The following is an 11,671-nucleotide window of genomic DNA, read 5'->3' on the forward strand; positions in this document are numbered from 1 at the left end:
GTCCCACAGAACGAAACTTACCTCCCAAACTTTAGGATGTCCAGATGGTGGGAGCCACTCCGAAGCCAAGGACTTTGGCGGAAAAGGTCTGGGACGACCACGTCGTCCGCGCGGCCGAGGGCGAGCCGGACTTGCTCTTCATCGACCTTCACCTGCTGCACGAGGTGACCAGTCCGCAGGCGTTCGACGGTCTGCGCTTAGCCGGTCGGCGGGTGCGGCGCACCGATCTCACCCTCGCGACCGAGGACCACAACACCCCCACCGGGTACGCCGATCCGTCGTTCAACACCCGGCGCGGTGAGCTGTTCACCATCGCCGACACGGTGTCCCGTACGCAGATCGAGACGCTGCGCAAGAACTGCGCCGAGTTCGGTATCCCGATCCGCTCGCTCGGCGACGTCAACCAGGGCATCGTGCACGTGATCGGCCCGCAGCTCGGCCTCACCCAGCCCGGTCTGACAATCGTCTGCGGCGACTCGCACACCTCGACGCACGGCGCGTTCGGTGCGCTGGCGTTCGGCATCGGCACCAGCGAGGTCGAGCACGTGCTCGCCACCCAGACGCTGCCGCAGACGAAGCCGAAGACGATGGCCGTGACGGTCACCGGCGAGCTGCGCCCGGGCGTCACCGCGAAGGATCTGATCCTCGCCCTCATCGCGCAGGCCGGTACCGGCGGCGGCAACGGCCACATCGTCGAGTACCGCGGCGAGGCCATCCGCGGGCTCTCCATGGAGGGCCGGATGACCATCTGCAACATGAGTATCGAATGGGGCGCCAAGGCCGGCATGATCGCGCCGGACGAGACCACGTTCGAGTATCTGCGCGGGCGCGAGCACGCCCCGGCCGGCGAGCAGTGGGACGCCGCGGTGGCGTATTGGAAGACGCTGGCGACCGACGAGGACGCCGAGTTCGACACCGAGATCTTCCTGGACGCGTCGGCGATCAGCCCGTTCATCACCTGGGGCACCAACCCGGGTCAGGGTGCGCCGCTCAACGGTGTGGTGCCCGATCCGGAGGAGTTCATCGAGGAGACCGACCGCAACGCGGCCCGGCACGCGCTGGAATACATGGCGCTGCGGCCCGGCACGCCGTTCCGGGAGGTGCCGGTCGACGTGGTGTTCGTGGGTTCGTGCACCAACGGGCGGCTGGAGGACCTGCGCGCCGCCGCCGAGGTGATCCAGGGCCGCCGGGTGCACGACGGGGTCCGCATGCTGGTGGTCCCGGGGTCGTACAAGGTGCGTGAGGCTGCCGAGGCCGAGGGCCTGGACAAGATTTTCGCGGACGCGGGCGCCGAGTGGCGGTTCGCCGGCTGTTCCATGTGCCTGGGCATGAACCCGGACACGCTCAGCGCGGGCGAGCGCGCCGCCTCCACCTCCAACCGCAATTTCGAGGGCCGGCAGGGCAAGGGCGGGCGTACCCACCTGGTCTCGCCGCAGGTCGCCGCCGCCACCGCGGTGGCCGGCCGGCTGGCCGCCCCCGCCGACCTGTGAGCCCGGGAGAACAGCCATGGACAAATTCGTGACCCACCGCGGCAAGGTCATGCCGCTGCGCCGTTCTGATGTGGACACCGACCAGATCATCCCGGCCGTCTATTTGAAGCGTGTCACCCGGACCGGATTCGAGGACGGACTGTTCCGCGCCTGGCGCGAAGACCCCGGCTTCGTGCTGAACAATCCGTCCTACGGCGGCGCCACGATCCTCGTCGCCGGACCCAACTTCGGCACCGGATCCTCGCGCCAGCACGCGGTCTGGGCGCTGCGCGACTGGGGTTTCAAGGTCGTCATCGCGGCCCGCTTCGGCGACATCTTCCGCGGCAATGCCCTCAAGGAAGGTCTGCTCCCGGTACAGCTCGATCAAAAAGCCGTCGAAGCTATCTGGGAGTTAGCCGAAAGCGAGCCGGAAAAGGAGATCATGGTCGATCTCGGCGAGCGTCAGGTGCGCGTGGACGACGCCGTCTGGACCTTCCCGATCGACGAATTCAGCCGCTGGCGCCTGATGGAAGGCCTCGACGACATCGGACTGACACTCCGCCACGAGAACACCATCACCGAGTATGAGCAACATCGCTCTCACTTCAAACCAGTGGTCGCCTGAGGCCGGATTTGCTTGCAGCGGCCCAGATTTTCGCCCCCATCGGTTCCCCGGTGGGGGCGAATTCGTTGCAACACAACGGGTTTTTTGCCACGAATGTTTGTGTCCGCTGGTCAGAGGGCATACCGTGCGCGCAGAATGGCTCGCATTGGGCCAATGATGCTTGTTCACGACAGAGGAGACCCTGACGAACGACTTACCGCGAGCGAAGCTCGAGGTGAGTCGTTGAACAAGCATCAGTTCTCACGTACGGGAGGAATACCGTGAACAAGGCCGAGCTCATCGAGGCGCTCGCTGCCCGGCTGGGTGACCGTAAGACGGCGGCAGCAGCGCTGGAGGCGGTCATCGACGAGGTGCAGAACGCTGTCACCAAGGGCGACCGGGTTGCAGTCACCGGCTTCGGCGTCTTCGAGAAGCGGGCGCGCAATGCGCGCACCGCGCGGAATCCGCGAACCGGCGAACCGGTGAAAGTGAAGAAAACATCGGTGCCCGCCTTCAAGCCCGGAACCAGCTTCCGGGAGATGGTCGCCAGCGGAAAGGTCGCCAAGGCGGCCCCGGCGAAGAAGACGGCTGCGAAGGCCACCGCCACAAAGGCGACGGCCACGCGAGCGACCGCGGCGAAGAAGACGACCGCCACCAAGGCGGCTCCGGCGAAGACCGCCGCGGCCACCAGGACGGCCGCCAAGAAGACCGCCACCAAGGCGGCGCCGGCCAAGACGGCTGCGTCGAAGAGGACGACAGCCACCAAGGCCACCAAGACCACCGCGACCAAGGCCACGGCGGCCAAGAGCACGGCGGCGAAGAAGACGACGGCGACCAAGGCGGCGCCGGCCAAGACCGCGACGAAGAGCGCCGCGGCAAAGAAGACGACGGCGACCAAGGCGGCGCCGGCGAAGACGGCCGCGGCGAAGAAGACCACGGCACGCAAGTCCACGACGGCGGCGGCCGCGACCCCGGCGCGCGCCCGCGCGACCAAGCGCACCGCTCGCTGACCCCCGGTCGCCGGCATCGGCCGGCGAACGCGTCGGCGAAAGGCGTCCACCCGTAAGGTGGACGCCTTTCGTGTGTTCCGGCGCGGAAACGGCCGCGCGGCCTACGGTCCGGGCATGCAGAGGTCGCCGCGGGGACTGGTCAGCCGGTCGCTGATCGCCGCACTGCTGTTCGTCCTCGGCGTGGTCCCCGGCTGGGTGCTGGGCGGCCTGACCGAGCGGTGGACCGGTTCCGGTCTGCTGGACTGGGTGGTCACCGGCGCCGGGACGGCCCTCGCCGTGCGGGTGCTGGCCCCCCGGGGTTCGTACCGTCCACGTGACGGCTGGCTCGGCCTGATCCCGCTCTACGGCTGGTATCTGACGTGTGTCCTGTGCTGGCGGGTGGCCCTGCTGCCCTACCGGGACTGGGAACCGCGCCGCGACGAGCTGTGGCGGGCCCGCTGGCTCACCGGAGAGCTTCTGGGACTCTGGCGTAGCGACCCACCGGTCGCGGGCCGCACGGAGACGCTCAGAGCCGGGACAGGCCTATCAGACGGTCACCGCTCCAGGTGAGCACCCAGCCGCCGCCCTTGGGTGTCTTGTACGGCGCGGGGTCGCCCTCGTCCCGCAACGTCGCCAGCATGTCCGGGATCATCTTGCCCTGACTGCACACCACCGCGAGGCCGCCGCCGGACCGCAGGTCGAGCATCCGCTGCGCGGCCACCTTCGCCTTGGCCGGGGCGTCCTCGGCCAGCGGCGGCTCGGCGAACGCGCCGTCCAGCACGATCGGCAGTTGCAGCGCGCCGGCCAGCGGTTCCAGGGTCTGCTTGCACCGTAACGGGGTGGCCGAGATCAGCCGCTGCGGCTGGAACAGCACGCCCAGCGCGGCGATCCGCTCGGCCTCGGCCAGACCGACCGGGTCGATCGGGCGCAGCGCGTCGTTGCCGGTCCACTTCTTGCGTTCGCCGGCGTGCGCGTGGCGTACCAGCACGGCCACCGCGGTGACCGCCGGCATCTTGGCGACCTGCTCGATGAGCGCGCGGTCGTCCGGGTAGGTCAGCTTCGGCAGCGCCTCGGCCAGCGACAGCCAGCGCACCTCGTCGACCTCGTCGGCGTCCTCGACCGGACCCTCGCCGGTCACCGCCATCAGCCAGAACTCGACCGACTTCGGCGTCCCGTCGGGCAGCAGGTATTCGACGGTCCGCAACCGCATCCGCGGCACCCCGTGGAAGCCGGTCTCCTCGCGCACCTCGCGGACCGCGCCGGCCAGCGGGTGCTCGCCGTGGTCCAGCTTGCCCTTCGGCAGGCTCCAGTCCTGGTATCGGGGCCGGTGCACGACGCACACCTCGAGACCGTCGCGACCCGGGCGGCACAGCACACCACCCGCGGCGCGAATCGGCACCGGCATCAGACCGCCTTGCCGATGGTGCGGCGCAGTAAGGCCTCCTGCAGATGCGCGCGGGGTTCGGACGGCGTGAACGTCCGGCGGCTCCAGGTGCCGTCGCCGGACAGGTCCCAGCCGTCCGTCTCATCGCTCATCGCCAGCTCCAGCACCTGACGCAGGTCGTCGCGGGCGGACGCCGCGGTCACCCGCACCAGCGCCTCGACCCGGCGGTCCAGGTTGCGGTGCATCAGGTCGGCCGAGCCGATCCAGTACTCGGCGTCGTCGCCGACGCCGAACCGGAAGACCCGCGAGTGTTCCAGGAAACGGCCGACGATCGAACGGACCCGGATCGTCTCGGACAGCCCCGCAACGCCCGGACGCAGCGCGCACATGCCGCGGATGACCAGGTCGACCTGCACGCCGTCCTGCGAGGCGCGGTACAGCGCGTCGATCGACTCCTCGTCGACCAGCGAGTTCACCTTGATCTGGACGAGCGCCTTGCCGCCCTCGCGGGCGATCCGCGCCTGCTCCTCGATCCGCTCGATCAGGCCGCGGCGCACCCCGTGCGGGGCGACCAGCAGCCGCCGGTAGGACCGCTGCCGGCTGTACCCGGTGAGGACGTTGAACAGATCGGTGACGTCGGCGCCCACCTCCGGATCGGCGGTGAGCATGCCGAAATCCTCGTACAGGCGAGCGGTCTTGGGGTGGTAGTTGCCGGTGCCGATGTGGCAGTAGCGCCGGATCTGGTTGCCCTCCTGGCGTACCACCAAAGCGGTCTTGCAGTGCGTCTTGAGACCGACCAGGCCGTAGACCACGTGGCAGCCGGCCCGCTCCAGCGTGCGCGCCCAGGCGATGTTGGCGACCTCGTCGAACCGTGCCTTCACCTCGACCAGCACCACCACCTGCTTGCCGGCCGCGGCGGCGTCGACCAGCGCGTCCACGATCGGCGAGTCGCCCGAGGTGCGGTACAGCGTCTGCTTGATGGCCAGCACGTTCGGGTCGGCGGCGGCCTGCTCGATGAACCGCTGCACGCTGGTCGAGAACGAGTGGTACGGGTGGTGCACGAGGATGTCGCCGTCACGCAGCCGGTTGAAGACGCTGCGCGGCACCTCCCCGTCGGCCAGCTGCGGATGGGTCGCCGGGACGAACGGGCGGTCTTTTAAATCGTCGCGGTCGGCCTCGCCGAACACCTGCCACAGCGCCGACAGGTCGAGCAGGCCGGGCACCCGCTGCACGTCCTGGCTGTCCATGTCCAGCTCGCGGGCGAGCAGGTCGAGCACGTGGTCGCTGATCGAGGCGGCCACCTCGAGCCGGACCGGCGGGCCGAACCGGCGCTGCGCCAGCTCGCGTTCGAGCGCCTGCAACAGGTCCTCGTCGCGGTCCTCGTCGACCTCCACCTCGGCGTTGCGGGTCACCCGGAACAGGTGCCACTCCAGGATCTGCATGCCCGGGAACAACTGGTCGAGGTGCACCGCGATGAGCTCCTCGACCGGCAGGAAACGCACGCTGCGGCTGTCGTTCTGCACGGCCACGAAGCGCGGCACGTTGTTCGGCACCTTGATCCGGGCGAACAGCTCGGAGCCGGTCTCGTCGCCGCGCAGCGCCACCGCCAGGTTGAGCGAACGGCTCGAGATGTACGGGAACGGGTGCGCCGGGTCGACCGCCAGCGGGGTCAGCACCGGGAACACCTGCTCGCGGAAGTACGTACGCAGGCGCTCGCGCTCGCTCGCGTCCAGGTCGTCCCAGACGACCAGCTCGATGCCCTCGGCGGACAGCTTCGGCCGGACCTCCTCGGCGAAAGCGGCGGCCTGCCGGGTCACCAGGTCGGCGGTCCGCTCGGCGATCATCTGGAGCTGGTTGCGCAGCGAGACGCGGTCGCCGCCGCGCATCGGCAGCCCGGCGCTGAGCCGCCGCTTCAGCCCGGCCACCCGGACCATGTAGAACTCGTCGAGGTTCGAGGCGAAGATGGCCAGGAACTTGGCGCGTTCCAGCAGCGGGGTTGCCGGGTCCTCGGCCAGCGACAACACGCGCGAGTTGAAGTCGAGCCAGGAGAGCTCCCGGTTCAGGAAGCGGTCCTCGGGCAGCTCGATCGGCTCGTCATCGTCGTCGGCCGCGACGAGATCGGACGCGATCGCGTTCTGCAGCGAGATCGCCTCCTCGGGCGCCGGGGTCGGCGGCGCGGTTTCCTCGGCCACCTCTGCCTCTATCTCCAGGGCCTCGTCATAGCTTTCTCCCGCGCGCGGGAGAAAGCGGCCGTTCGGGCCACGCCGGCGGGTGTCGGGAATCCGAGGCGAGGTCTGCATCGCTCCATCATTGCCGCTGGAAGCGGAACGTGAAACGAGCAGAGCGGAGATCGACTCAGGAGATTCCCGGAAATCTCACCTTGCGGACACCAACGCCCGGTTCCGCGTCGATGTCGACCCGCTGGCCGGACCGCAACCGGCGCAGCCCGGAGGCATCGAAGGCGACCGCGTCGTAGGCCAGTTCGGTGCCGTCATCCAGCAGAATTGTCCCGCTACGGGTGTTCGGGTCGAAGGTCGCGATCGTCCCCTGCATGCCCAGGACGCTACTCCGCCTCGTACCTGGGCTTATCCGGCGGCTGAGACGAATGACACGGTGAGTCCGTCGTCACGAAGCAACGCCCCGGTGTACGCGCCCGTCCCCAGCGCCAGCACGGCGGCCAAATCGGCGGGCGTGTCGACGTCCTGCCGCAGGCCCGGCCAGGCTCCGTCGAGCGGCCGGGCCCCGGATAACTCGTGCGCCCGGGCCGATCCGGGACCGAACCGCGGGTCGAGCATCTCGGCGGGCGGAACGGTCAGCAGCACGGTGCCGGTGCCCGCCGCGTCGGCCACGAACGCGCGCCGGCCGGCCGCGGCGGCCAGTGCCCCGTCGAGCTCGGCGGGGCGCAGCGCGGGCAGGTCGCCGGCCAGCACCGCGCGGAACCCGTCCGGCCCGGCCACCTCGTCGGCGCCGTAGCGCATCGCCGCGTTCAGATCGGCGGCCGGGCGGTCCGGCACGGCCCGCCCGCCCAGCTCGCTCACCACCGCGCTGACCAGCGGATCGTCGGTGACCACGAGGAGCGCGGCGACCGCCTCGGCGGCCAGCACGGCGGTCGCGGTGTCCCGCAGCATCGCGAGCGCGAGATCGGCGTGCCGTGCCGGCGGCACCGCACCGCGTAACCGGCTCTTCGCCGCACTCAGCGTCTTGACGGGTATCACAGCCGTCCACTCCCGCACCATCTAGCCAAGTTTGCCAGCAGCCGCGTTCGACCCCCTGCCTGGTCCCGCCCAGCCGGAGCAGGCATGATTTCGTCCGAAGGTTTTCCGGCGGCGGGGACACGCCGCCACCGAGGGCAGGAGGCACCGTGCAGCGCGGGCTCAGTTTCTGGCAGCGATCCGCCGCGATGCTGGTGCTTCCCCCACTACGGCTCTGGACCAAGCGCACCTGGACCGGCATGGCGAACATCCCGCGCACCGGCGGTGTGATCATCGTGCCGAACCACGTGTCGCATTTCGACCCGCTGGTCGTGGCGCACTATCTGTACAACGCCGACCGGTGGCCCCGGTTCCTCGGCAAGGCGAGTCTGTGGCGGGTGCCGGTGGTCGGCCCGCTGCTGAACAAGACGCTGCAGATCCCGGTGGAACGCGGCAGCGTGGAGGCGGTGAAGTCGCTGGACACCCTGGTCGACGCGGTCACCCAGGGCGGCGTCGTGGTGATCTACCCGGAGGGCACCACCACCAAGCAGCCCGACCTGTGGCCGATGCGCGGCAAGACCGGTGCGGCCCGGCTGGCGCTGCTCACCGGCGCTCCGGTGGTGCCGCTGGCGAACTGGGGCGCGCAACAGGTCTTCGACCCGCGCACCAGCAAACTCAAACTCCGCTTGCGTACGCCTGTGCAGGTCACCAGCGGCCCGGCGATCGACCTCAGCGAGTGGGCCGGCGCGACCCCGAGCCGCCAGGTGCTGGAGGCGATGACCGACAAGATCATGCGGTCGATCAGCGCCCTGGTCGGCGAGCTCCGGCACGAACAGCCGCCGGCCACCCTCTTCGACCGGCCGGGAACCGCGGCCGCGCCCACGTCCGGGGAGGATGCCGGATGATCCGCGCCGCCGTCATCGGCTCCGGCGCCTGGGGCACCGCGTTCGCCAAAGTCCTCGGCGAGGCCGGCGCGAAGGTGAGCATCTGGGGCCGCCGCGAGCCGGTCACCACCGAGATCCGCGAGCGGCGTACGAACAGCGGCTCGCTGCCCGGCATCCGGTTGCCCGAGTCGGTGACCGGGACCAGCGATCTGGCCGCCGCGACCGACGGTGCCGACCTGGTGGCCATCGCCGTGCCGTCGCAGACGCTGCGCGGCAACCTCGCCGACTGGGCCGGCCACTTCCGCCCGGACGCCACGATCGTCTCGCTGATGAAGGGCATCGAGCTCGGCACGACCAAGCGGATGAGCGAGGTCATCACCGAGACCGCGCACGTCGAGCCGGAACGGGTCGTGGTCGTCTCCGGCCCGAACCTGGCTCCCGAGATCGCCGAGGGCCAGCCCACCGCGACCGTGGTGGCCTGCCTGGACGACGAGCGCGCCAGGTGGGTGCAGCACGCGCTGGCGTTGCCCTACTTCCGGCCGTACACCAGCAGCGACGTCGTCGGCTGCGAACTGGGCGGCGCGGTGAAGAACGTGATCGCGCTGGCGTACGGCATGGCCGCCGCGATGGGCATGGGCGACAACACCAAGGCCTCACTGATCACGCGCGGGCTGGCCGAGACGGCCCGGCTCGGCGTGGCGCTCGGCGCCGACCCGCTGACCTTCGCCGGCCTCGCCGGTCTGGGTGATCTGGTCGCGTCCTGCTCGTCGCCGCTGGCCCGCAACCGTACGTTCGGGGAGCACCTGGGCCGCGGCGAGAGCCTGGAACAGGCGCAGCGCGCCACCCGGCAGACCGCCGAGGGCGTGAAGAGCTGTCTGTCGATCCGCGACCTGGCGCGCGCGCACGACGTCGAGATGCCGATTGTGGAGCAGGTCGAACGGGTGTGCCACGAAGGCGTGGACCCGCAGATCGCCGTGAAACTGCTGATGGGCCGGGAGATGAAACCGGAATGACCTCGTCGTACTCGGACGGCACCCGCGTGGTGCACGCCGGCCTGCCCGAACCGGAGGTGGGCGAGCCGTTCCTGCCCGGCCCGGTGTTCGCGGCGCCCTACCACCTGGACCCGGTGACCGGGCCCGGCGAGAACGGCTACGCCCGCACCGAGCACCCGACCCGGCGCTCGCTGGAGGCGGCGATCGACGAGCTGGAGGGTGGCCCGGCACTGGTCTTCGCCAGCGGGCAGGCGGCGATCACCGCGCTGCTGCTCGCGGTGCTGCACACCGGCGACACGGTGGCGCTGCCCTCGGACGGCTACTTCGCGGTCCGCGCGTTCGCCGAGGGCACGTTGCGCAACCTCGGCGTCCAAACGATGCTGGTGCCGACCGCCGGGCCCTATCCCGACTTCTCCGGGGTACGCCTCGTGTTGCTCGAGACGCCGGCCAATCCCGGACTGGACGTCTGTGACATCGCCTCGGTCGCGGCCCTGGCGCACGCCGCCGGAGCCCTGGTCGCGGTGGACAACACCACCGCGACGCCGCTCGGGCAGAACCCGCTGGCGCTGGGCGCCGACGTGGTGGTGGCCTCCGGGACGAAAGCGCTGACCGGCCACTCGGACATCCTGCTCGGGTACGTGGCGACCAACGACGACGCGGTCTTCGAAAAGGTGGAGACGTGGCGTAAGCAGACCGGCGCGGTGCCGGGCGCGTTCGACTCGTGGCTGGCGCACCGGTCGCTGGCCACGCTCGACCTGCGGCTGGCCCGGCAGACGGCGAACGCGGCCGCGGTGGCCGCGCTGCTGGCGTCCCGGGCGGACGTGACCGGGGTGCGCTGGCCGGGGCTCGAGTCCGACCCGTCGTACACGGTGGCCAGTAAGCAGATGCGGCGCATCCCCGGGGTGGTGTCGTTCGATCTGGGCGACGCCGGGCGGGTGGCGCGTTTCCTGCAGGCGACGGCGCTGGTGTTCGCGGCGACGTCGTTCGGCGGGGTGCACACGTCGGCCGACCGGCGGGCCCAGTGGGGCGACGACACGTCGGACGGTTTCGTGCGCCTGTCCTGCGGCATCGAGGACACCGCGGATCTGCTGGCCGACCTGACCGCGGCCCTGGACGAGGCGTGAGCTGGGGAAGTTTCTCCGGTGACGAGGTCGCCGCGCTGACCGTCGGGGAAAGCTTCTTCGCGGCGCCGGGCGAACGAGTGTGCCCCGCCTGCGGCGAGCGCAGCCTCCGGGCGTACGTGAATGCGCCGGAGAATGCCCGCCGGCCCACGCTGGTCAGTTACGTGTGGTGCTCGGCGTGCCGCAAGTTCGTCGGCACCCGCGCCAAGCACCCGGCGGGGCTGGTCTTCTCCGACCCGCTCGCCGTGCTCAGCGCGGCCGAGCGGCGGGAACTGGAAGGCAGTCTGGTGGGCTTCCTCGCCCACCTGGACCGTCTCTGGGACGAAGGCGCGCTGCCGCAGTCCTTCGCCGCCTGATTCGTCACTCGCTTCCGGGGCCGGCGGTCAGCGGCTGCACCTGAGCCAGCCCCACGCCGTGGACCGAGCAGGCGGTCGAGGCCTGCGCGACGAACACCGCCGCGGTCTCGTCGGGCGGGTAGACGCGGAAACCCCGTACCGGGACCGGCTTGCACGTCGCCGCCGGATAGTTCTCCGCGGTGTGCGTGACCAGGACGGCGTTGGCCTGCTGACCGGGCGCGAGCGTCAGATGCGTGCGGTGGTCCGGGTCGATGCGCTGGAACGGGTCGTTGACCTGCGTGCCCTGGTCGCCGGCGACCCAGGAGACGCCGGGATAGCCGTAGAGCGTGCAGGGTTGGCCGGATTTGTTGGTGAAGACCAGGAACTGGTGCTGGGTTCCGGCGGCGGCGCTCCCACGTCCCAGCGTGAGCGACAGGTCCGCGGTGTGACAGCGGCCCGGGCTTTCGGTGGGGCTGCTCGCGGTACTCGTAGGAGTCGTCGTAGTCGTGGCCGCGGCGGTCGGGCGCACGGTGTGCGTGCACGCGGCGAGGGCGAGGACCGTGGCCGGGATCAGGAGAACTGCGATGCGCTTCATGTGTCTGAGGTTTCCCCCGGCCGACGGATCACACCTCGCGAGATCGTGCCAAGCGATCGTCACTGGCCGATAGCCGACACGCCTTGTGCTTTCCGGTTCCCTGCCCC

The 11,671-nt window shown here is 70.4% G+C and carries 13 protein-coding genes; 8 read left to right on the top strand and 5 right to left on the bottom strand.

The features are described 5' to 3' along the window. Positions 1-44: 44 nt before the first annotated feature. From leuC to HH310_RS15590, 4 genes are all read left to right on the top strand, one after another. The gene (gene leuC / locus HH310_RS15575; RefSeq protein WP_169176253.1) at positions 45-1,490 is read left to right on the top strand and encodes a 3-isopropylmalate dehydratase large subunit; all 1,446 of its coding nucleotides are present in this window, start codon (positions 45-47) and stop codon (positions 1,488-1,490) included. Between the two features lie 16 nt (positions 1,491-1,506). Then, on the top strand, positions 1,507-2,094 hold the full coding sequence (gene leuD, locus HH310_RS15580) for a 3-isopropylmalate dehydratase small subunit (RefSeq protein WP_169176254.1): 588 nt from the start codon (positions 1,507-1,509) through the stop codon (positions 2,092-2,094). A gap of 260 nt (positions 2,095-2,354) precedes the next feature. Continuing rightward, positions 2,355-3,083, top strand: coding sequence for an HU family DNA-binding protein (locus HH310_RS15585; RefSeq protein WP_169176255.1), 729 nt, complete (start codon positions 2,355-2,357; stop codon positions 3,081-3,083). Between the two features lie 114 nt (positions 3,084-3,197). Continuing rightward, positions 3,198-3,632, top strand: coding sequence for a hypothetical protein (locus HH310_RS15590; RefSeq protein ID WP_169176256.1), 435 nt, complete (start codon positions 3,198-3,200; stop codon positions 3,630-3,632). Here HH310_RS15590 and HH310_RS15595 read toward each other — a convergent pair. From HH310_RS15595 to cofC, 4 genes are read right to left on the bottom strand one after another with little or no spacing between them, the layout of a single operon-like run. Then, on the bottom strand, positions 3,589-4,467 hold the full coding sequence (locus HH310_RS15595; RefSeq protein ID WP_169176257.1) for an NUDIX hydrolase: 879 nt from the start codon (positions 4,465-4,467) through the stop codon (positions 3,589-3,591). The genes HH310_RS15590 and HH310_RS15595 overlap by 44 nt on opposite strands. Next, positions 4,467-6,746 carry an RNA degradosome polyphosphate kinase gene (locus HH310_RS15600; RefSeq protein ID WP_169176258.1) on the bottom strand — a complete coding sequence of 760 codons (2,280 nt, stop codon included), beginning with the start codon at positions 6,744-6,746 and terminating at the stop codon, positions 4,467-4,469. Before HH310_RS15600 ends, HH310_RS15595 begins: the two co-directional genes overlap by 1 nt. A 55-nt stretch (positions 6,747-6,801) precedes the next feature. Further along, a complete protein-coding gene (locus tag HH310_RS15605) occupies positions 6,802-6,999 on the bottom strand; it encodes a cold-shock protein (RefSeq protein ID WP_169176259.1) in 198 nt (65 codons plus the stop codon). 32 nt (positions 7,000-7,031) lie between these two features. After that, the gene (gene cofC, locus HH310_RS15610) at positions 7,032-7,682 is read right to left on the bottom strand and encodes a 2-phospho-L-lactate guanylyltransferase (RefSeq protein WP_169176260.1); all 651 of its coding nucleotides are present in this window, start codon (positions 7,680-7,682) and stop codon (positions 7,032-7,034) included. 164 nt (positions 7,683-7,846) lie between these two features. Between cofC and HH310_RS15615 the strand changes: the two genes are divergently transcribed. The 4 genes from HH310_RS15615 to HH310_RS15630 are packed head-to-tail and all read left to right on the top strand — an operon-like array spanning position 7,847 to position 10,990. After that, positions 7,847-8,542 carry a 1-acyl-sn-glycerol-3-phosphate acyltransferase gene (locus HH310_RS15615; RefSeq protein ID WP_169176345.1) on the top strand — a complete coding sequence of 232 codons (696 nt, stop codon included), beginning with the start codon at positions 7,847-7,849 and terminating at the stop codon, positions 8,540-8,542. Beyond that, complete coding sequence (locus HH310_RS15620; protein WP_169176261.1) at positions 8,539-9,534, top strand: NAD(P)H-dependent glycerol-3-phosphate dehydrogenase; 996 nt, start codon at positions 8,539-8,541, stop codon at positions 9,532-9,534. Before HH310_RS15615 ends, HH310_RS15620 begins: the two co-directional genes overlap by 4 nt. Beyond that, positions 9,531-10,637 (top strand): cystathionine gamma-lyase, encoded by a 1,107-nt coding sequence (locus HH310_RS15625; protein WP_169176262.1) that lies wholly within the window; start codon positions 9,531-9,533, stop codon positions 10,635-10,637. The genes HH310_RS15620 and HH310_RS15625 overlap by 4 nt, the downstream gene beginning before the upstream one ends. Continuing rightward, a complete protein-coding gene (locus HH310_RS15630; RefSeq protein WP_169176263.1) occupies positions 10,634-10,990 on the top strand; it encodes a hypothetical protein in 357 nt (118 codons plus the stop codon). The genes HH310_RS15625 and HH310_RS15630 overlap by 4 nt, the downstream gene beginning before the upstream one ends. A 4-nt stretch (positions 10,991-10,994) precedes the next feature. On the opposite strand, the gene HH310_RS15635 is transcribed toward HH310_RS15630, so the two are convergent. Next, positions 10,995-11,564: a DUF4232 domain-containing protein gene (locus HH310_RS15635; RefSeq protein WP_169176264.1), complete on the bottom strand. Its 570-nt coding sequence runs from the start codon at positions 11,562-11,564 to the stop codon at positions 10,995-10,997. Positions 11,565-11,671: the final 107 nt, after the last annotated feature.

Origin of the sequence: Actinoplanes sp. TBRC 11911 (assembly GCF_012933445.1) — a bacterium.
Taxonomy (GTDB): domain Bacteria; phylum Actinomycetota; class Actinomycetes; order Mycobacteriales; family Micromonosporaceae; genus Actinoplanes.